Below are 19,516 nucleotides of genomic sequence, written 5' to 3' on the forward strand. Positions count from 1 at the left end.
ACTGAAAGGAAACCCCGCACGATGCACGAAGTCGAGCTATTCATCCAGGATATGGCGATCATCATGCTGATCGCCGGCATCGTCACGGTGCTTTTCAACAAACTGAAGCAGCCCGTGGTGCTGGGATATATCGTGGCAGGCGTGATCATCGGCCCGCATACCCCGCCGTACGACCTGATCCAGGATGAGAAGACCGTGCACATCCTCTCCGAGCTCGGGGTGATCTTCCTGCTGTTCTCGCTGGGGCTGGAGTTCAGCCTGAAAAAGCTGGCCAAGGTCGGCGCCACCGCCTTCATCGCCGCCGCCGCCGAGATCCTGCTGATGATCTGGATCGGCTACGAGATCGGCCTGTATTTCGGCTGGAAGCGTATGGACGCCATCTTCCTGGGCGCGATGCTGGCGGTATCGTCCACCACCATCATCGTCAAGGCCTTGAACGAGCTGGGCATGAAGAACGAGAAATTCGCCCAGATCATCTTCGGCATCCTGATCGTGGAAGACATCCTCGCCATCGGCATGATCGCCTTGCTGTCGGGCATCGCCACCAGCGGCTCGGTTAACTCGGGCGATGTCTTCACCACCGTGGGCAAGCTGGTGCTGTTCATGACCGTCTCGCTGGTGGTGGGCATCCTGGCGGTGCCGCGCCTGCTCAACTTCATCTCGCGCTTCAAGAGCAATGAGATGCTGCTGGTGGCGATGCTGGGCATCCTGTTCGGCTTCTGCCTGCTGGTGATGAAGCTGCAGTACAGCGTGGCGCTGGGCGCCTTCCTGGTCGGCGCGGTGATGGCCGAATCGCGCCAGCTGCACCGCATCGAGCGCCTGGTCGAACCGATCCGCGACATGTTCTCCGCCATCTTCTTCGTCGCCATCGGCCTCATGTTCGACCCCAACGTGCTGGTCCAGTACTGGCAGCCGATCACCGTCATCACCCTGGCGGTGGTGTTCGGCAAGCTGTTCAGTTGCGGCATGGGCACCTTCCTGGCCGGCCAGAGCGGGCGCACGCCGATGCGCGTGGGCATGGGGCTGGCGCAGATCGGCGAGTTTTCCTTCATCATCGCCGCGCTGGGGGTGAGCCTGAAGGTCACCAGCGAATTCCTGTACCCGATCGTGGTGGCGGTTTCCGCGGTCACCGCGCTGTTGACGCCGTACCTGATCAAGGCCGCCGATCCCTTGTCGGCCAAGGCGGTCTCGCTGGTGCCGTCCAAGGTCTCCAATTTGCTGGGCATGTATTCGCGCTGGCTGGAAAGCCTGCAGCCGCAGGGCGATCGTGCCGAGCTCTCCAAGATCATCCGCCGCATCCTGATGCAGGTGCTGGTCAATCTGGCGCTGGTGATCGCACTCTTCCTGGCCGGCGCCTTCTTCGTCGACGGCTTGAGCAAGTACCTGTCGGACTGGACCCCGGATCCCGACGTGCAAAAGGCCATCATCTGGGGCTGCGCGCTGGTGGTGTCGCTGCCGTTCCTGATCGCCACTTACCGCAAGCTGCAGGCGTTGTCCATGCTGCTGGCCGAGGTCGGCGTCAAGCCGGAGTTCGCGGGAGCGTATACTTCGGGGGTGCGGCGCGTCATTTCCGAGATCCTGCCCATCATGTCCATTGTCGGCATCATGTTGCTGATCTTCGTGCTCTCGGCCAGCATCCTGCCGCCGCTGAACCTGCTGGCGTTCGTGCTGGCGGGGGCGGCGGGGCTGTTGTGGCTGCTGTGGAGCAAGCTGGTCAAGCTGCATTCGCGGCTGCAGATCGCCCTCTTCGAGACGTTGGACGAGCAACCCGAGGACGTGCACTGACGCCGCCATACAAAGTATTTATTACCTGACTGAAAAATCATGACGCAAGATGAACTGAAACAAGCGGTCGCCAAGGCCGCGATCGAATATGTGGTCGATGGCGAGATCATCGGCGTGGGCACCGGCTCCACGGCCAATTTCTTCATCGATGAGCTGGGCAAGATCAAAGACCGCATCAAGGGCGCCGTGGCCTCGTCGGAAGCCACGGCCGAACGCCTGCGCTCGCATGGCATCAAGGTGTTCGACCTCAACGACGTCGACACCATGCCGGTCTACATCGACGGCGCCGACGAGATCAACGCCGCTGGCGCCATGATCAAGGGCGGCGGCGCGGCCTTGACGCGCGAGAAGATCGTCGCCTCGGTGGCGCAGAAGTTCGTGTGCATCGCCGACGGTTCCAAGCTGGTGGAGGTGCTGGGCAAGTTCCCGCTGCCGGTGGAGGTGATCCCGATGTCGCAGGCGGTGGTCGCCCGCAAGCTGGGCGCGCTGGGCGGCGAGCCGCGCCTGCGCGTCAAGGACGGCAAGCCGGTGGTGACCGACAACGGTTGCTACATCATCGACGTGGTCGGCTTGTCCATCACCGAACCGGCCGATATCGAAGACAAGATCAACAATATCGTCGGCGTGGTCACCAACGGCCTGTTCGCGCGCCAGGGCGCCAATGTCTGTCTGCTGGGGACGCCGGAAGGCGTGAAGAAGCTGGAGTTCTGACGTACTTCCTTGTCGCCACCGGAATTGAAAAAGGCCGTGTCCTCAATGGACACGGCCTTTTTCGTTGGGAAGGAGAGGGGGCTTATTGGGATGACGCCGCCTTGGCTTCGTCGCGTGCCACCACCACGCTCATCTTGGCCGGATCGAAGTACTTGCGCGCCGCCGCGTTGACCTGTTCCAGCGTCAGGCCGGCGATCTTCTCGTCCATCTGCTGCTGCCAGAGGTAGGTACGCCCCAGGTTCAGCAATGAAGTCCAGCCGCTGGCGATGCCGCCATCCTGCGCGCGCTGCTGGTTGCGTTGCTGCAGGATGCCGGACTTGGCGCGCAGCAGCTCGTCCTGGGTAAAGCCCTGTGCGACCGCGCGCGCGATCTCTTCGCGCACCGCCGCATCCACCTTGTCCAGGTTCTGCGGCGCGGCGATGGCGCGCACCACGAAATTGCCGGCGTCGCTGACGGCGCCCACGTTCAGGCCGGAACCGATGCCGTAGGACAGGCCGTCCTGCTGCCGCACGCGGTCGGCCAGGCGCGACTTCAGGCTGGCGCCGCCCAGCAGATAGTTGGCCACGACCAGCGCCGGATAGTCCGGATCGCTGTCGAGCAGGCGCAGGTTCTGGCGCGCGTAATACACGCCGTTTTCCTTGTCGGGCGTGTTGACCGCCTGGCGCGTGGCGGCAATGTCAGCCCAGGTCGGCAGCACGCGCGCATAGGGCGCAGCGCTGTGCCAGCCGCCGAAGCCTTCGTCGATGGCCTGGCGCGCCATGGCCGGGTCGAAGTCGCCGACTACCGCCAGCTCGCCGTTGGAGGCGCCATAGAAGTCGCGATGGAAATCCTTGACCTGTTCCAGCGTCACGGCCTGGATGGCGGCGATGCGTTCATCCAGCGTTTGCGCGGCGCGCCAGTCTCCCGCCGGGTAGTGGTTAAAGTGCCCCGCCACTGCCTCGGCCGCGCGCGCTTCGGGTTCATTGCGCGAGGCTTCCAGCGAGACCAGGGTTTCGTTTTTCAACTGGGTGAATTCAGCGGCGTCGAAGCGCGGATGGCGCAACACATCGGCCACCAGCCTGAGGGCCGGCGCCAGGTTCTCGCGCGTGGTCTGGAAGTTGTAGACACTGCCGCTGATTTTCAGGCGGCTGAATTCGTCAGCCAGTTGCTGGCGATTGAACTGCTGGTTGCCGCGCATGAGCATGGCCGCTGCCAGTTGGGCCACGGCTTTCTTGCCGAACAGGGTCTTTTCGTCGCCGAACTCCAGGTTCAGTCGCACCGAGACCGTGGCCCCGCGCGACTTCTTCGGCAGCAAGGCCAGCTTCAGCGCGGTGTGCGGCGCACTGCCGGATGTTACCAGCGTGGTGCGCCGTTCGATGTTGCCGGGCGCCGGGTCGAAGGTTTCGCCCGCTGCCACCGGCGGACGCGGCTGGTACTGCGCCAGCAGCGACTCGACCGGGGGCGCGGCCGGCACGTCGGTGCGTTCCGGCTTGTCTTCCGGCAGGTACAGGCCGACGGTGCGGTTGTCGCGACGGAAGTATCTGGCGGCCGCGGCGGCGACATCGGCCGGGCTGACCCGTTGCTCGCTGTCGCGGTCGGCGAACAGCAGCCGCCAGTCGCCCAAGGCGATGGCGCCGGACATGGTCACCGCCAGCTGTTGCGGATTGTTCTGCAGTTTTTCGAATGCATTGGCGCTTTCGCGGCGCAGGCGTTCCATCTCCTCGGCAGTCGGCGGGGTGGCGGCGAAGGATTCGATGGCGGCGATCAGTTCCTGCTTGACCGGCGCGATATCCGCACCGGCCTTGACCATCGCAGCGATGATCTGCAGCCCCGGCGCCACGCCGTTCAACTGCATGTGGTAGACCGCGCTGGCCTTGCCGGTTTCGACCAGCGACTTGTGCAGGCGGCCGTTGGGCGTATCGGCCAGGATGGCGCCGGCGAAGGCCAGGGCGTTGGCGTCCGGATGCAGGCTGGAGGGCATCTTGTAAGCCACCGCCACCAGCTGGATATCGCCCTTGCGGCGGATGGTGAACTGGCGTTCTCCATCCTGCGTCGGCTCCACCGTCCAGAAGGGCGGCAGCGTGCGCTTGGGTTTGGGCATGCGCCCGAAACTCTGGTTGACCCATTGCAGCACCTTGGCCGGCTCGAACTTGCCCGCCACCAGCAGCACGGCGTTGTCGGGCTGGTAATAGGTGCGGTAGAACGCTTGCAGGTTTTCGATCTTCACGTTCTCGATATCGCTGCGGTTGCCGATCGTCGAGCGGCCATAGCTGTGCCAGTCGTAGGCCACGCTTTGCATGCGTTTCAACATCACGCTGGTGGGCGAATTCTCGCCGCTTTCGAACTCGTTGCGCACCACCGTCATCTCGGTGTCGAGATCCTTCCTGGCGATGTTCGAATGCAGCATGCGATCGGCTTCCATGGCGATGGCCCAGCGCAGGTTGTCGTCGCTGGCCTGGAAGGTCTCGTAGTAATTGGTGCGGTCCAGCCAGGTGGTGCCGTTGAAGTTCATGCCGCGCTTGCTGAACTCCTGCGGGATTGCCGGGTAATTCGGCGATCCCTTGAACATCAGGTGCTCCAGCAGGTGGGCCATGCCGGTTTCGCCATAGTTTTCGTGGCGCGAGCCGACCAGGTAGGTGATGTTGACCGTAACGGTAGGCTTGGAGTCGTCAGGGAACATCAGCAGCTTGAAGCCGTTGGCGAAGCGGTATTCGGTGATGCCCTCGGCCGATGGGCCTTGTACCACGCCGGGCGGCAACGGCGCCGCCGGCGAGGCGGATACAGTAGTGTCGGCAGCATAAGAAGGCGGGATGGACAGGCCCGACAGCACAGTAGCGAGGCTGAGGGCGGCAATGAACATGCGTGATGCACGGAAGGGCAAATTCTTCTCCTGCGATGTATGGGGGAAATGGCGACAAAGATGGCGCCAAAGATGGCGGCCAGGCAGCCATTGTAAAAGATCGCACACGGATTCCAGGGAAATCCGCGGGCGATAAAAAACGCCGCAGCAGGCAGACCCGCGACGGCGTTTGTTCGGAAGAAGGCAGCGCTTACTCGCTCGGCGGCACATACCCCTGTGCGGCATCGGCGCCTTCGCCGAAGAAATGCTTTTCCATTTGCACCGCCAGGTACTTGCGCGCGCGGGCATCGGCCAGCATCAGGCGGTTTTCGTTGACCAGCATGGTCTGGTGCTTGAGCCAGGCGGCCCAGGCTTCCTTGGAGACGTTTTCATAGATGCGCTTGCCCAGTTCGCCCGGGTACGGCGGGAAGTCCAGACCTTCGGCTTCCTTGTTCAGTTTGATGCAGTGGACCATGCGTGCCATGTCGATTCCTTGTTCGGTTAGGGTTGTTGCGCCGGAGGCGGCGGCTCTGCGATCTGTTGTGCGTCGAGCCTGCCCGCTCCCGGAAAAATTCAATACAGGTTCTTGATCAGCACCTGCGACTTGCGCTGCCAGTTGTAGATCTGCTGGCGGTCCTGCGGCAGGTCGCTGACGCCGGAAAGCACGAAGCCGCGCTTCAAGAACCAGTGCGAGGTGCGGGTGGTGAGTACGAACAGCTTGGTCAGTCCGGCTTCGCGCGCGCGCGTTTCGATGTGTTTCAGGATACGGTCGCCGTCGCCCTGGCCTTGCACTTCGGGATTGACGGTGAGGCAGGCCATCTCGCCCATCCGTTCCTTGGGGAAAGGGTAGAGCGCGGCGCAGCCGAAGATCACGCTGTCGTGCTCGATCACCGAGAAGTAATGGATCTCGCGCTCGATCAGCTCGCGGCCGCGCTTGACCAGGGTGCCGTCGGCCTCCAGCGGTTCGATCAGCTTCAGGATGCCGCCCACATCCTCGATGGTAGCCTGGCGCAGGCTTTCCAGGTTCTCGTAGGTGACCATGGTGCCGATGCCGTCGTGGGTGAACAGCTCCAGCAGCACCGAGCCGTCGGTGGCGAAAGGCACGATATGCGCGCGCGATACGCCGGCATTGCAGGCCTTGACCACGCTGCCCAGGTAGAAGGCGGCGTCGGCCGGCAGGAAGCCCGCCGACAGCACGGCCTCGGCCTGGTGCGAGGACAGTTCGCGGATATCGGCGTCGCCGGCATCCTTCATCAGCGGTGTTTCAGACAGGAAGATCAGCTTCTCGGCGCGCAGCGCGATGGCGGCCGATACCGCCACGTCTTCCATGGTCAGGTTGAAGGCTTCGCCGGTAGGCGAGAAACCCAGCGGCGAGAGCAGCACGATGCCGCCCGCGTTCATGATCGGCTGGATCACGTCGGCGGCGATCTTGCGCACCACGCCGGTCAGCTGCAGGTCGACGCCGTCGATCACGCCCATCGGGCGCGCGGTCACGAAGTTGCCTGAAATGACGCGGATGGCCGAATGCGCCATCGGCGTATTGGGCAAGCCCTGGCTGAAGGCGGCCTCGATATCCAGGCGCAGTTCGCCGGCGGCTTCCTTGGCGCATTCCAGGGCCGCGCTGTCGGTGACGCGCAAGCCATTGTGGAAGTGCGCCTCGACGTTGCGCAAGGCCAACTGTTCGGCTACCTGCGGGCGCGACCCATGCACCACCACGATGCGGATGCCCAGCGCATGCAACAGCGACAGGTCCTGGGCCAGCACTTGCAGGCCGCCGGCCGTGACCAGTTCGCCCGGAAAGGCGACCACGAAGGTCTTGCCGCGGAAGGCGTGAACATAGGGCGCGACGGAGCGCAGCCAGTTGACGAATTCGGTCTGATTTTCCATGACGCGCATTATAACCAGCGCAGGCGCGGACTGCCGGTTGCGATGTTGCGGCCGGCGCACGTCGTATCGCAGGAAAGTCGGATGGATTCCAGACGTTTGAGAATAAATCCCATTACCCTATTGCCGGCCTGGAACAGAAGTCTCCAAGGGATTTACCAGCGCAGCAGGCGAGGGCCGAATAAAAAGCCCGCCATCGCAGGGATCAGCATGCCGAGGAAATACCACAGTCCCCAGAACGGCACGCCCATTTCCGGACAATGCAGGCAATACACCATGGTGGCAGTGGCGCCGGCCAGCAGTCCGGCGATGGCGCCGGCCAAGCGCAGCCGCGTCGGCGCCATGGCGCGCACCGCCCAGACGATGGCGGCGAACAGCGGCAGCGACAGCAGCGCGATGTTGAAAGGGCAGGTGCGCCAGGTGGATCCCATCAGCAGCGCCATACGTTCGGCCGCCGGGGCGGACAGCAGCACCAGTGCGCCGGCAACCCAGAGAGCTGCGCTCGGTGCGGCGATGCCGCTCCAGCGCAAGCCCACCCGCAGGCCGGGGCGCAGCAGCCGACGCAGCACCAGCAACGAACCTGCCGCCAGCGCGGTGGGAAAGGCCAGCTTGATCCAGAACAGCGGTGTCGACAGCATGGCTGTCAAATCCGGGCGCGGGCCGAACAGCAGGAGCATCAACGCCACGCAGGCTGCCATGCCCAGGGCCAGCGCCTGCGCCATGCGGCGCGCCGGCAAGCCGCGGTCGACCGGGGCGACGCCGGCGGCCATCATCGATATCAGGTCATCGGTTTTCATGATTCACATTTTCTCTCTAATTTTCGCCGCCAGCGCTTTGAGGCCGCGATGGATTCCCACCTTGACCGCTGACTCCGTCATGCCGGTCAATTGCGCGGTTTCCGCCACCGACAAGCCTTCCAGCTTGACGTGTACGATCGGCAAGCGCTGCTTGTCGGGCAACAGCTCCAGGAGCGAGCCGACGTCGCGCCGCGCTTGCGCGGGTTCCTCGTCGCAGGCGGCGAACAACTCATGCTCGTCGTCCAGCGGATCATTGAGGGCTTCGCGGCGCGAACGGGCGCGCAGGAAATCCATCAGCTTGTAGCGCGCGATGGCGTGCACCCAGGCCGTGAGCGGTTGGTCGGCGCGGTAGGTGTGGCGCGCGTTGTGCACTGCCAGCAGGGTTTCCTGGACAATGTCCTCGACTTCGTCCTGCATGTGTTGCAGCCGCTTGCGCAGGAAGGCGCGCAGGCGGCCGCTCAGTTCCGACAGGAAGTTGCGGTAGGCGTCCGCGTTGCCCTCCAGCCCGGCCAGGAGCAAGGTCCGGAGACGTTCCTCGGCCGGATAGGCAGGTTCCTTGCCGGCCAGGGGTTTCATGGCGCGGCCGGCCGCGTTGTCCTCGAAGGAGGGCAATTCATGGGCAAAGAACGGTTGGCTTTTTGTCATGGGCATGCCGCAGGTTCACCAGCGCAGGAGTATGGGGCCGGCCAACGCGCCCAGCAGCGTCGGCGCCAGCATTCCCAATACATACCAGACGCCCCAGAATGGCGGCGCCATTTCCACGCAGTAGAGCGAATAGACTAGCACGCCCTGGGCGCCGGCCACCAGGCCGGCGACGGCGCCGGCGGCCGCGAGCTGGGTCGGGGCCAGGCCGCGCATGAACCAGAACATGGCGGCCAGCGTCGGCAGCGACAGCAGGGCGATGTTGAGCGAGCAGACTTCCCAGGTCGAGCCCAGCAGCAATGCCAGGCGTTGCGAGTTCGGCGCCAGCGCCAGCCAGCCGGCGCCAGCCAGCCATAGCACTGCCGGCGGCAGCATCAGGGCGGCGGCAGGGCCAATGCCGATGCGCACGCCGGGACGGGCCAGCCGCGAGGCCGCCGCCTGCGCCGCCAGCAATACCGCCAGCGGGAACGATACCTTGAGCCAGAACAGCGGCTGTAACAGCAGTTCCGGCATGTCGCTGCGCACGCCGTAGATGATGGCCAGCAATAGCGCGGAGCCGCCCAGGCCCGCCGCAAGCGCCACCGCCATGCGGGCGCCCACGCCGCCGGGCAGGCTGCTGCTGCCAGCGGTGCCGGCGGCCAGCATGTTGACCAACTCCATTGTCTTCATCCGATTTCCTTTTCGCCATCGGCGCACTGGGCGCCGCTTTCCTACCTATTCGTTGGCCGGGCCGGTTCGGTTACAGGGCGCGCAAAAAATATTTATCCGGAATTTGCGCCGTACGCTGTAACCGCAGCGCATGGGGCGGCGAAATAACGTACAGATCGGCAGTCACGGCGCGGCAATGATGGCGCCGCCGGTCGTATCCACTTTCAACCCCATAAGGAGTCACACCATGCATACCCGTACCCTCGCTACCGCCGCCTTCACTCTCGCTACCCTGGCCTCCGGCGTCGCCATGGCGCAAAACCAGCCGCCTGCCGCCAAGACCGCAGTCGAAAAATGTTATGGCGTCTCGATGGCCGGCCAGAACGATTGCAAGGCAGGCGAAGGCACCACCTGCGCCGGCACCGCCAAGATGGATTACCAGGGCAACGCCTGGAAGAACGTGCCCGCCGGCACCTGCACCTCGATCAAGACCCCGCACGGCATGGGTTCGTTGAAGCCGTTCTGATCCGGAGCCGTAAAAATGGAAGCGACCTCCGCGCCGGCAGGCGCCGGACTCGGCCTCAAGCCCCAGCATTTCGATGCGGCGCTGTCCTGTACGGCGCCGGGTTTATGGTTCGAGGTCCATCCGGAGAACTACATGATGGATGGCGGCCCGAGGCTGGCCTGGCTGGACGCCGTGCGCGGCCGCCATCCCATCGCGCTGCACGGGGTGTCGCTTTCTCTTGCAGGGCCGGATGCGCCGGACGCCGCTCACCTGCGGCGGCTGGCCAGGCTGATCGCCCGCATCGAGCCGGTGCTGGTGTCCGAGCACCTGGCCTGGTCGCGGGCCGATGGCCGCTATTTCCCCGATCTCCTGCCGGTGCCGCGCACCGGCGCAACGCTGGCGCGCCTGGCGGCCAACATTGCACGCACGCAAGATGTACTCAAGCGCCGCATCGCGCTGGAGAATCCGTCCCACTATTTGCATATGGATTGCCACGAATGGAGCGAGCCGGAGTTCCTGGGCGAGCTGGTGCGCCGCACCGGCTGCGGCCTGCTGGTGGACGTCAACAACGTGCACGTCAGCGCGGCCAACCTGGGCATCGATGCGGCTGCTTACCTGGCGCAATTGCCGGTCGATGCCATCGAAGAAATCCACCTCGCCGGCCACAGCAGCGACAGCAACCTGCCCGGCCTGCTGGTCGATTCGCATGACGCCGCGGTGGCGCCATCCGTGTGGGCGTTGTATCGCGCCCTGGTGGCGCGCATCGGTCCGAGGCCGACGCTGATCGAACGCGACGGCAACGTGCCGGCTTTCGATGAACTGCTGGCCGAGCGCGACACCGCGCAGGAAATCCTCGCCGCCAGCCGGCAGCTGCAGGAGGCGTGCGCATCGTGAGCCGTCATGATTATTTCAGCCAATTCCTGCATGCCGTATGGCATGGCGAAAGCGGCCATCCGCTGGTGGCTTCGCTGTTGGCGCAGCCTGCCTTCGCGGTTTACCGCAACACGATTTTCAAGGGTTGCGTCGATGCCTTGTCTGCCAATTACCCGGCGGTACGGCGGCTGGTCGGCGAACAGTGGTTCCAGGGCGCGGCGCTGGCCTATGCGCGCCGGCACATGCCCGACGACGCCTGCCTGATCGCTTATGGCGACGGCTTCCCGGATTTTCTCGACAGTGTCGATGCGGTACGCGAATTGCCTTACTTGCCGGGCGTGGCGAGACTCGACCGCTACTGGAGCGAGTCGCACCTGGCGGCGGACGATGCGCCGCTCGATACCGCCGGCTTGCATGCAGTGCTGGCGTCCGGGCGCGATGTGCAACTGGCGCCGCAGGCAGCGACGCGCTGGCACTGGGAGCCGGCGTATCCGGGCTATTCGATCTGGAATGCCAACCGCGATCCCGGCGCCGGACCGCTATCCGGACTCGAATGGCACGGCGAAGGCGCGCTGCTGACGCGGCCGGAAGGCCAGGTGCAGTGGCAGCCGATCGGCCTTGGCGCCTGCCGTTTCCTGGATGCCTGCCGGGCCGGCATGGGTGTGGCCGCAGCGGCAGGATTGGCGCAGGCTGCCGAGCCCGGCCTGGACGTGGCCGTCATGCTGGGCGAGCTGGTGCAGGCCGGTGCCTTCACTTCTTTTCATTGATGGAGAGCGACATGAACAACACTACCTTGACCCGTACCGGCGAGACGGAGCATTGCCGGAATTCCCTCTGGTCGCGCGGCGCCGGCATGGCCGAACGCCTGATCGGCGATTCGCTGCTGGCGCTGGTGGCGCGCGTGGCGATGGCAGCGATCTTCTTTTTGTCCGGTCGCACCAAGGTCAGCGGTTTCCTGACGATCAAGGACGGCACTTACGTGCTGTTCCAGGAGGAATATCGCCTGCCGCTGGTCCCGCCCGACATCGCCGCCCACCTGGCTGCCTATGCCGAACACCTGTTCCCGCTGCTGCTGGTGCTGGGCCTGTTCACGCGCGGCGCCGCACTGGCGCTGCTCGGGATGACGGCCGTGATCGAGATATTCGTCTACCCGGACGCATGGCCCACGCACCTGTCATGGGCCGGCCTGCTGCTGTTGCTGGTGGCGCGCGGCGGCGGCGCGTGGTCGTTGGACCGCCGTTTCGGTATCCGCTGACTTGGTTTGCGCGGTTCTCCGGAATGGGCTTGATGGGAATCTCCCGGGATTGCGCTTGCAAGCGCAATCCGCTCGCCGGGCGCGACGCGTGCGTCGCGCAACCCCCGGCTCGCCCCGCGTCCGTGCCGGATGCGGATTCGGTTCCCGGAGCATCAAAAACAAAAGGAAATGGCCCCGATGGGGCCAGGGTGGCGGGAATCTCCCGGGATTGCGCTTGCAAGCGCAATCCGCTCGCCGGGCGCGACGCATGCGTCGCGCAACCCTCGGCTCGCCCCGCGTCCGTGCCGGACGCGGATGCGGTTCCCGGAGCATCAAAAACAAAAGGAAATGGCCCCATCGGGGCCATTTCCTTTTGTTGGTGGAGGCGGCGGGAATCGAACCCGCGTCCGCAAGCACTCTACAGACGGTTCTACATACTTAGTGCTGTCATTTGATTTAACCCGGCCGCCGCGGACGCACACGCTGCGGCAAGGCTAGTCACCTTGGATTTAACCCCGGTTCAAGTGACCCGTTCCGAGGCGATTCTCTGTAAATGACTCCACTGCTGTTGCCAGCCCACCCCAGAGACGAGATGGTGTGGAGCTAACCGCGATTAAGCGGCCAGTGCGTACGAGTTATCGTTAGCAGTTATTTACGTTCTGACTGTATTTACGAGGTAATCAGGCCTCGGTATGCCCCGCGCTGCTTTGCAACCCACGTCGAAACCAAGTCGCCCCCGCAGAAACGCAGAAAGGGAATTATAACCTACTGTAGGGGCGCTTTCGGTTTTATCAAGTCTTCCGGTGCTGTTTCCTGCCTTATTGGATGCCGAGGTCGACCCGGGTGGTGGCTTCCTTGTCCGGGATGCCGTCGGCGCTGAGTTTGGGGGCGATCAGGAAAATGCGTTCGGCGGGGATCACGCTTTGTTCCTGCAGGTAATTACGGACCTGGTCGGCGCGGCGCTGGGCCAGGTTGCGCAGGTCGTCTTGCGTGACTTCCGTGTTGTCGGTGATCAACTTTTGCATTTCTTCCGGCGGCAGCGATTTGGCCAGGCCGATCATGTTGCGCGGTTTCTTGAACTTCGCGTCCTTGTAGACCCGTTCGAGATACTTGGGGCGCTCGGCATCGCTGATTTGCACTGCGCCGGCAGGTTGGCCTTCCTTGTCCATCAGATCCTTGCGCTTGAGGGTGCGCATCTGGCGGTTCAGGGCTTCCTGGCGCAGGCCCTGGTCATCGATCTTGGGATCGACGCGGCCGGTGATGTCGAGCTTGATGCCGGGGCGTTCGTTGAGGACGTAACCGAGGGCGTCAAGCTTCTTGCGGATTTCCGGGGTGATCTCGGCCGAGCCGGGAGCGAATTCGATATACCGCAGTTCGCCGATGTCGTCGGAGCCGTTGAACATCGATCCGATCAGCGCGAACGGCGAGGTGACGGCCTTGACGATCAGGTTCACGAACACGCGCAAGATGATGCCGCCGACCGAGAACTGCGGGTCGGAGAGCGAGCCCGAGATCGGCAGGTTGAGGTTGATGTTGCCATTGCGGTCCTTGAGCAGCGAAACCGCCAGCATCACCGGCAGCTTGGTGGCGTCGGGGCTGTCGACGCGTTCGCCGAAGGTGAGTTGTTCGATGCGCACGTCGTTTTCGGCGACCAGTTTGTCGTTCTCGATCTTGTATTGCACATCCATCGACAGCTTGCCCTTGGTGATCGGGTAGCCGGCGTATTTGGCCGAGTAGGGCGTCAGGCGCGGCAACTGCACGCCGTTGGCGCTGGCCTTGATGTCGAGGAACATGGGCTTGAACAGCGGATTGAGCGAGCCGGAAATCTGCAACGGGGCGTCGTTGTCGATCTTGCCGCTGATGTTGACGGGCGCCGGTTGCGGTTTCTCCGACGAGATTTCGCCGATGGTGCCGGCCAGGTCGGTCATGTTGGCGGTGTAGTTCGGCTTGACGAAATTGTCGGTGTAGTTGATGTTGCCGGCGGCCAGCACGACTTGCCCGATGCGCACGATCGGCGCATTCGGATCGGCGGCGGCGGTTACCGGGGCGGCCGAGGTGACGGTCTTGGGCGCGCTGGCGGTGTCCTTGGGTTCTTTGTTGTCCTGCTTGTCGGCATTGGTGATCGAGCCTTGCGATTGCGCGTCGGACACCAGGATGTCCTGCAGGTTCAGACGGCCTTTCTCGGACAGGATGGTGCGCGCGTAGAAGTTGGTCAGCGCGATCTTGTCCAGCGAGATTTGCGTACGGCCGCCCAGCTTGGCGCGGATGCCGCTGAGGTCGAGCGCGCGCCAGCGCAGGAAGTCGGTGGAGGTGATCTTGTCTTGCATGCGCAGGTTGTTGACGGCGGCGCTGCCGTTGTAGCTGAGCGCGAACTTCCGCTGCTCCAGCGGCGGCGTGACGGCCAGCTTGCCCTTGGCGCTGAGCAAGCCGCTGGTCAGCGTGACGTTGAGCGCATTGGCGAAGTAGCCCTGGAAGGGGGCGATAGGCAGGCTTTTCGCATCCAGGTTGAGGTTGATGTCCTTTAACTGCGGCGCGGCCTGGCCGTTGATGTCGAGTTTGCCGCTCTTGTCGAACTGGGCTTGCAGGCTCAACTTGGTGTCGCGGTCGAGCTTGCTGGAAAGGTTCTGCACTTGCAGGTTGATGCCGTGGATCTTCAAGCGGGACTTGGCGCCGGCGGCCGCATCTTCAAAGTTGAGGCTGCTGTCGGCCAGGCTGAAGGTGTTCAGGCGCGCCACCCATGGCGATGGCGGCGTTCCCTTGGCCGGCGCCTTGTTGCCGGATGGCTCGGGTGCGCGCTCCGCGGCGGCGGGGGCAGGGGCTGCCGCCTGCAGCCGTTGCAGGTTGAAGCTGCCGTCGCCTTCGCGCCGGATATCGCCGCTCAGCCCGCTGATGCGGATGGCGTCGGCTTGCGCCAGATGCGCGGCCAGGTCGAGCGAGGCTTGTTGCAAGGCGATCGATTTGACCGTGATGGCGTTGGCATTTTTTACCTTGGGCGCCAGCTTGAGGTTGGCGAGGTCGAGGCTGGTATCGCTCAGCTTGAGTTGCTTATCCTGGAACTGGATCGTTGAAGCGCCGGACAAGGCGCCGGATACATTGGCTGCCAGCGAGCGGTTCAGGTAATTCTGGTAGCCGGCGATGTCGATGCCGTCCAGCGTCAGCTTGCCGTTGAGCTGCGGCTTGAGCGGTGCGATGTCGCCGTCGAACGCCAGCTTGCCGCGGCCGTTCTCGACCAGGGAGATTTTCAGCGCGGCGGGTTTGGCGTCGGCGTCGGTCGAGAGTTGGGACGCGTCGACGCTGAATTGGCTCAGTTGTACGTTTTGCGCGGGCGCTGCGTTGGCTTCGTCGCGCCAGTTGATTTCGCCGTCGCGTACGCTGAGTTGCTGGACGAGGATGGCGGCGTCTTTCTTTTCAGCGGCGCTGGGGGCGGGAGTTTGCGCCGCCGGCGCATCGCTTGCCTGGGCGGGCTTGGCGGGTTTGGCAGTTTGGCCCGAGGCCAGCGCCCGTACCCAGTTGATGTCGCCGCGCGCATTCATCGCTGCCCACACTTGCGGCGCTTCCAGGCTGATTTGCGCGATCTCGCCGCTGGCATTGAGCACATCGAACTGCTTGATGTTGGCGGCCAGTTTCTTGGCCTTGAACAACTGGGCTTGGCTCTTGTCCTGCACCGAGATGTCTTCCAGGGCGAGATCGCCGCTCAGTGCCACCTTGGGTTTGCCGTCGGTGCGGACGAAGCCCAGGTCCAGTTTGGTCGTGAGCTTGGCGCTTTGCAGCTTGACCGGCAGCGCAACGGGGACGAAGGGCAGGTAGCTGACCACATCGAGCTGGTCGATGTCGATGGCGAAGGTCGATTCCTGGGTGCTGGCGAAAGGCTTGCTGCGTCCCTGCAGATGAAAGGGCGTGCCGTTGATGTCGGCCGAGAGCTGGGGCTGCACCGAGCTGTCGATGCTGCCGGGCAGGTTGGAAATGAAGGGCAGGCCGATCTGCAGCGCCTGGACGTTGATGTCTTTGCCGGTGACCTTGTCTTCGAAGCGGATCTTGCCGTCCTGCAGTTGCACGTTGGCCAGCGAGAACTGCGACTTCGAATCGCTCTTGGGCATGGCATCGATGCGCTCGAGGATATCGGAGAAGTTGTAGTGGCCGATGCCCTCGGCGTCCAGGCGTACCACGTGCACGTCGGGCGCGGTCAGCTTGATTTCGTCGAGTACCGGTGCCAGGCGGAAGAGGGAGGCGGAAGAGGCGTTGACCAGCAGGCTCCTGGCCGCGAAGAAGGGCGTTTTCTGGTCCGGTTCGTAGAGCGTGACATCGGAGACGGTCAGCGCCAGCCGGAACGGGTTGAAGTCGATTTTGCCGATGTCGAGCTTGCGGCCTATCTTTTCCTGGGTCTGCTCGATGGCGATCTTTTTGATGAAGGACGGCAGCGCCAGCCAACTGGCGGCGGCCAGCGCGAGCAGGACAACCAGGATCCAGGCGAGCCATTTGAGCGGGCGGCGCAAGCGCTGCTGCGATTTCCAGTTGTTGAGGGTTGCTGCAATGCCTGGATTTGCCATGCTGGATGTTCCTTCTCGATGCAACCGGGCGGCGAAGGCGCTGCGCAGGAGCAGGCGGGCGGCACCGGTGCGTTCAACGATATTTGTTATGTGTGCGAAGAACAGGTGGCGGTATGGTTGGCCACTTGCATCATTCTAATGCGGCATCGGCAAGCGTGGAGCATAGATCTCGAAATAGGGGCAAGCAAGCGTGGTGGCGGAATGCAAATCGGCTGCGCGCGGCAGCCGATTGAACGGGGCGGGGCTTGCCATCGGCCCTGCGCAAATCAGATCGGCGCAGGCCCCAGCAGTTCCAGCAGTTTTTGCGGCTCGTGCAGCAGCGCGTCGGCATCCCAGGAGGCCGGTGCGGAGTGGCCGCAATAGCCCCAGGCCGCCGCCACGGTGGGCATGCCGGCAGCCTTGCCGGCTTGCACATCGCGCAAGTCATCGCCGACGTACCAGCAATCCTCCGGCGCCAGTTGCAAGCGTTTGGCCGCTTCCAGCAGGGGGGCGGGGTGCGGTTTGGGATGCGGCGTGGTGTCGCCCGAGACCACGCAGGCGGCATGCCCCAGGCCGATCTGCGGCACCAGCGCATCGGTAAAGCGGGCGGCCTTGTTGGTGACGATGCCCCAGGCGATGCCGCGCGCTTCCAGCTGGGCCAGCATGTCGGGGATATTGTCGAACAGTTTGCTGTGGGCGGCCATGTTGGCTTCGTAACGGTCCAGGAAGCGTACTTTCAGGGACTCGTACTCGGCGTGGCCGGGGTGGATATCCAGCGCGGCGCCGATCAGTCCGCGCGCGCCGGCCGATGCGACAGGGCGCAGCACTTCGTAAGGCGCCGGTTCAAGGCCGTGTTCGCTGCGCAGGAAATTGGCCGCGGCGGCGAGGTCGGGGGCGGTGTCGGCAAGCGTGCCGTCGAGGTCGAACAGGATGGCGCGCGGTGGGCGTAGCGGCATGGTGCGTCACAGGATGGGGTTGGAGGAAGGGCGCCGCGCATGGGCAGCGGCGCCCGGCAACTGCTGCGGCCGTTCAGGCGAGCGGCCGGGTGCAGGCGACCAGATAGTTGACGTCGGTATCGTTGTTGAGCGAATAGATCTTGGTGATCGGGTTGTAGCTCATGCCTTTGAAGGCATCGATATCCAGGTCCGCCTGGCGGATATATCGCCCCAGTTCGGCCGGGGTGATGAACTTGGCGTAATCGTGGGTCCCTTTGGGCAGCATGCGCAGCAGGTATTCGGCGCCGATGATCGCCAGCAGGTAAGCCTTGGGATTGCGGTTGAGTGTCGAGAAAAATACCTTGCCACCGGGTTTGACCAGGGTGGCGCAGGCGCGCACGATGGAAGACGGATCGGGCACGTGTTCCAGCATTTCCATGCAGGTGACGACATCGAATTGCCCGGGTTCGCGTGCGGCCATGTCTTCCGCGGCGATCTTTTCGTAACGCACCTGCACGCCGGATTCCATGCTGTGCAGGTCGGCAACCTTCAGGGCCTTGTCGGACAGGTCGATGCCGGTGACGTTGGCGCCCTTGGCCGCCATCGATTCGGCCAGGATGCCGCCGCCGCAGCCGATATCGAGCACTTTCTTGCCGGCCAGCGGCGCGCGGGCATTGATCCATTCCAGGCGCAGCGGATTGATCTCGTGCAGGGGGCGGAATTCGGAGCCGGGATCCCACCAGCGGTGGGCCAGCTCACTGAATTTCTGGAGTTCTTGGGGGTCGGCATTGGTCGCATTCATAGGCGCAATGATAGCCGAAACAGGAGCGGGTGTCGGATGGCCGGAAATCAAATAGGCATAAAAAAACCCCGCCGAAGCGGGGTTCATTGAGGCCTTGTAGCGTCAATCGATTACTTGCGGGTACCCACAACTTCGATTTCCACGCGGCGGTTCTTGGCGCGGCCAGCTGCAGTCTTGTTGTCTGCGACCGGTTGCGACTTGCCCTTGCCTTCAGTGTAGACGCGGTTGGCTTCGACACCCTTGGAAACCAGGTATGCCTTGACAGCTTCAGCGCGGCGAACCGACAGCTTCTGGTTGTAGGCAACCGAGCCAACGGAGTCGGTGTGGCCGACAGCGATGATGACTTCCAGGTTGATCGCCTTCAGGTTGCCGACCAGCTCGTCCAGCTTGGCCTTGCCGGCAGGCTTCAGGACTGCCTTGTCGAAGTCGAAGAACGCGTCAGCAGCGTAGGTCACTTTTTCGGATGTCGGAGCAGCAGGAGCGGCAGCAGGAGCAGCAGGAGCGGCAGCAGCAACCGGTGCCGGTGCAGGCGGCTCTTCGCAAGGGCCGTTCACATAGGCGGTTTGCCAGCACAGACCGTAACCGCTGCGGGTAACGACGTCACGGCCATCTTGCAGGTATGCGCTGCCCGGACGGACCTTGATGTCCTTGATTTCCTGAGCGGTGGCAGACAGAGCGATGGCTGCGGACGCAGCAGCGAAGACGAGTTTTGCTAATTTGTTCATGTTTCTCCTCTCGGGTGAGATATCCGCAGATAAACTGCGCTACAAGATTACGACATCAAAAAAATGAATAATATCATGTGTTCAGGTCGTCACAGCCCCTTGTTTCCTAGGTGGCATGCGATGAACTTAGCCGCCATTCTGCCACAGGGATTGCCCTTGAGTGATGCTTGCTATTTGGTCCAGACAACGTTTTTGGGACTGTGTTGTTTCCGCGCAACGCGCTTTTTTAGCGGCATTTTTGTCGCCGAAGAGCTTAAAAAATCACCTTTTCAGCAAGAAAATCCTTATTTTTCATGTAGTTCGCCAATCCTTGCATGACCATGGAAGTTGCCTTTTGCATGCCATATCGATGCGAGTGAAGGTTCAGATCCCTCCCGTTTCAGGGTTCAGGGAATCCGATTTCAAAGAAACCTCCCGGAAGCCTCATTCCCGTCGCGATGTTGTCTTATGGAAAATGTTTTGCCGGCAATCCGGGTCCTCCAGGCTATCTGGCCGCTAATAATATATAGGCCATCGTTCGCAGCGGGCAGGTTGCGGCCGATCCATGGCGCGAGGCGATGACGGGTATGCGGCTGCGGGGTTCCCAAGCAGGTGGTTCAGCCCTGCGGCATGCTAGAATGCACTGTTCAGA

Annotated in this window: 17 protein-coding genes and 1 other RNA gene; 7 read left to right on the forward strand and 11 right to left on the reverse strand. The window is 63.4% G+C overall.

The window, feature by feature from the left end:
* The first annotated feature begins 21 nt into the window (after positions 1-21).
* The gene (locus tag FB597_RS11300) at positions 22-1,785 is read left to right on the forward strand and encodes a cation:proton antiporter (RefSeq protein WP_144769573.1); all 1,764 of its coding nucleotides are present in this window, start codon (positions 22-24) and stop codon (positions 1,783-1,785) included.
* Between the two features lie 39 nt (positions 1,786-1,824).
* Positions 1,825-2,496, forward strand: coding sequence for a ribose-5-phosphate isomerase RpiA (gene rpiA / locus FB597_RS11305; protein ID WP_144769574.1), 672 nt, complete (start codon positions 1,825-1,827; stop codon positions 2,494-2,496).
* Between the two features lie 82 nt (positions 2,497-2,578).
* Here the strand turns inward: rpiA and FB597_RS11310 are convergent, their stop codons facing one another.
* From FB597_RS11310 to FB597_RS11335, 6 genes are all read right to left on the reverse strand, one after another.
* Entirely contained in the window at positions 2,579-5,335 is a 2,757-nt protein-coding gene (locus FB597_RS11310; RefSeq protein WP_144769575.1) for a pitrilysin family protein, read from the reverse strand.
* A 190-nt stretch (positions 5,336-5,525) separates the two neighbouring features.
* Positions 5,526-5,798, reverse strand: coding sequence for an oxidative damage protection protein (locus tag FB597_RS11315; RefSeq protein ID WP_141912179.1), 273 nt, complete (start codon positions 5,796-5,798; stop codon positions 5,526-5,528).
* A gap of 89 nt (positions 5,799-5,887) precedes the next feature.
* Positions 5,888-7,201 (reverse strand): amino-acid N-acetyltransferase, encoded by a 1,314-nt coding sequence (gene argA / locus FB597_RS11320; RefSeq protein WP_141912183.1) that lies wholly within the window; start codon positions 7,199-7,201, stop codon positions 5,888-5,890.
* A gap of 152 nt (positions 7,202-7,353) precedes the next feature.
* Positions 7,354-7,995 carry a DUF1109 domain-containing protein gene (locus FB597_RS11325; RefSeq protein WP_141912186.1) on the reverse strand — a complete coding sequence of 214 codons (642 nt, stop codon included), beginning with the start codon at positions 7,993-7,995 and terminating at the stop codon, positions 7,354-7,356.
* A 3-nt stretch (positions 7,996-7,998) separates the two neighbouring features.
* Positions 7,999-8,571, reverse strand: coding sequence for a sigma-70 family RNA polymerase sigma factor (locus FB597_RS11330; protein ID WP_144769689.1), 573 nt, complete (start codon positions 8,569-8,571; stop codon positions 7,999-8,001).
* An 84-nt stretch (positions 8,572-8,655) separates the two neighbouring features.
* The gene (locus tag FB597_RS11335; protein ID WP_144769690.1) at positions 8,656-9,297 is read right to left on the reverse strand and encodes a DUF1109 domain-containing protein; all 642 of its coding nucleotides are present in this window, start codon (positions 9,295-9,297) and stop codon (positions 8,656-8,658) included.
* Between the two features lie 235 nt (positions 9,298-9,532).
* Between FB597_RS11335 and FB597_RS11340 the strand changes: the two genes are divergently transcribed.
* The 4 genes from FB597_RS11340 (at position 9,533) to FB597_RS11355 (ending at position 11,918) form a co-directional block, all read left to right on the forward strand.
* The gene (locus tag FB597_RS11340) at positions 9,533-9,811 is read left to right on the forward strand and encodes a DUF2282 domain-containing protein (RefSeq protein ID WP_141912188.1); all 279 of its coding nucleotides are present in this window, start codon (positions 9,533-9,535) and stop codon (positions 9,809-9,811) included.
* Between the two features lie 15 nt (positions 9,812-9,826).
* On the forward strand, positions 9,827-10,684 hold the full coding sequence (locus FB597_RS11345; protein ID WP_144769576.1) for a DUF692 domain-containing protein: 858 nt from the start codon (positions 9,827-9,829) through the stop codon (positions 10,682-10,684).
* Positions 10,681-11,430, forward strand: a complete 750-nt coding sequence (locus FB597_RS11350; RefSeq protein ID WP_255517152.1) for a DNA-binding domain-containing protein — start codon at positions 10,681-10,683, stop codon at positions 11,428-11,430. Before FB597_RS11345 ends, FB597_RS11350 begins: the two co-directional genes overlap by 4 nt.
* Before the next feature lie 86 nt (positions 11,431-11,516).
* Positions 11,517-11,918: a DoxX family protein gene (locus tag FB597_RS11355; protein WP_370454687.1), complete on the forward strand. Its 402-nt coding sequence runs from the start codon at positions 11,517-11,519 to the stop codon at positions 11,916-11,918.
* Positions 11,919-12,274: 356 nt separating this feature from the next.
* Here the strand turns inward: FB597_RS11355 and ssrA are convergent.
* From ssrA to ompA, 5 genes are all read right to left on the reverse strand, one after another.
* Positions 12,275-12,635, reverse strand: a transfer-messenger RNA (tmRNA) gene (ssrA, locus tag FB597_RS11360).
* 80 nt (positions 12,636-12,715) lie between these two features.
* A complete protein-coding gene (locus FB597_RS11365) occupies positions 12,716-16,444 on the reverse strand; it encodes a DUF748 domain-containing protein (protein ID WP_141912235.1) in 3,729 nt (1,242 codons plus the stop codon).
* 266 nt (positions 16,445-16,710) lie between these two features.
* Positions 16,711-17,379, reverse strand: coding sequence for an HAD family hydrolase (locus FB597_RS11370; protein WP_141912238.1), 669 nt, complete (start codon positions 17,377-17,379; stop codon positions 16,711-16,713).
* A gap of 73 nt (positions 17,380-17,452) precedes the next feature.
* Positions 17,453-18,160, reverse strand: coding sequence for a bifunctional 2-polyprenyl-6-hydroxyphenol methylase/3-demethylubiquinol 3-O-methyltransferase UbiG (ubiG, locus tag FB597_RS11375; RefSeq protein WP_141912241.1), 708 nt, complete (start codon positions 18,158-18,160; stop codon positions 17,453-17,455).
* Between the two features lie 110 nt (positions 18,161-18,270).
* On the reverse strand, positions 18,271-18,885 hold the full coding sequence (gene ompA / locus FB597_RS11380) for an outer membrane protein OmpA (protein WP_141912244.1): 615 nt from the start codon (positions 18,883-18,885) through the stop codon (positions 18,271-18,273).
* 120 nt (positions 18,886-19,005) lie between these two features.
* Between ompA and FB597_RS11385 the strand changes: the two genes are divergently transcribed.
* Positions 19,006-19,203, forward strand: a complete 198-nt coding sequence (locus tag FB597_RS11385; protein WP_141912247.1) for a hypothetical protein — start codon at positions 19,006-19,008, stop codon at positions 19,201-19,203.
* Positions 19,204-19,516: the final 313 nt, after the last annotated feature.

The organism is Herbaspirillum sp. SJZ099 (assembly GCF_007828355.1).
Taxonomy (GTDB): Bacteria; Pseudomonadota; Gammaproteobacteria; order Burkholderiales; family Burkholderiaceae_D; genus Herbaspirillum.

Excerpts from the sequence above, each read along its gene's own strand:
- FB597_RS11340 (WP_141912188.1), top strand. The coding sequence starts at position 9,533 with ATGCATACCCGTACCCTCGCTACCGCCGCCTTCACTCTCGCTACCCTG.
- FB597_RS11355 (WP_370454687.1), top strand. The coding sequence starts at position 11,517 with ATGGCCGAACGCCTGATCGGCGATTCGCTGCTGGCGCTGGTGGCGCGC.
- FB597_RS11300 (WP_144769573.1), top strand. The coding sequence starts at position 22 with ATGCACGAAGTCGAGCTATTCATCCAGGATATGGCGATCATCATGCTG.
- rpiA (WP_144769574.1), top strand. The coding sequence starts at position 1,825 with ATGACGCAAGATGAACTGAAACAAGCGGTCGCCAAGGCCGCGATCGAA.
- FB597_RS11315 (WP_141912179.1), bottom strand. The coding sequence starts at position 5,798 with ATGGCACGCATGGTCCACTGCATCAAACTGAACAAGGAAGCCGAAGGT.
- argA (WP_141912183.1), bottom strand. The coding sequence starts at position 7,201 with ATGGAAAATCAGACCGAATTCGTCAACTGGCTGCGCTCCGTCGCGCCC.
- FB597_RS11310 (WP_144769575.1), bottom strand. The coding sequence starts at position 5,335 with ATGTTCATTGCCGCCCTCAGCCTCGCTACTGTGCTGTCGGGCCTGTCC.
- ompA (WP_141912244.1), bottom strand. The coding sequence starts at position 18,885 with ATGAACAAATTAGCAAAACTCGTCTTCGCTGCTGCGTCCGCAGCCATC.
- FB597_RS11325 (WP_141912186.1), bottom strand. The coding sequence starts at position 7,995 with ATGAAAACCGATGACCTGATATCGATGATGGCCGCCGGCGTCGCCCCG.
- FB597_RS11330 (WP_144769689.1), bottom strand. The coding sequence starts at position 8,571 with ATGAAACCCCTGGCCGGCAAGGAACCTGCCTATCCGGCCGAGGAACGT.
- FB597_RS11370 (WP_141912238.1), bottom strand. The coding sequence starts at position 17,379 with ATGCCGCTACGCCCACCGCGCGCCATCCTGTTCGACCTCGACGGCACG.
- ubiG (WP_141912241.1), bottom strand. The coding sequence starts at position 18,160 with ATGAATGCGACCAATGCCGACCCCCAAGAACTCCAGAAATTCAGTGAG.
- FB597_RS11345 (WP_144769576.1), top strand. The coding sequence starts at position 9,827 with ATGGAAGCGACCTCCGCGCCGGCAGGCGCCGGACTCGGCCTCAAGCCC.
- FB597_RS11335 (WP_144769690.1), bottom strand. The coding sequence starts at position 9,297 with ATGGAGTTGGTCAACATGCTGGCCGCCGGCACCGCTGGCAGCAGCAGC.
- FB597_RS11365 (WP_141912235.1), bottom strand. The coding sequence starts at position 16,444 with ATGGCAAATCCAGGCATTGCAGCAACCCTCAACAACTGGAAATCGCAG.
- FB597_RS11385 (WP_141912247.1), top strand. The coding sequence starts at position 19,006 with ATGAACTTAGCCGCCATTCTGCCACAGGGATTGCCCTTGAGTGATGCT.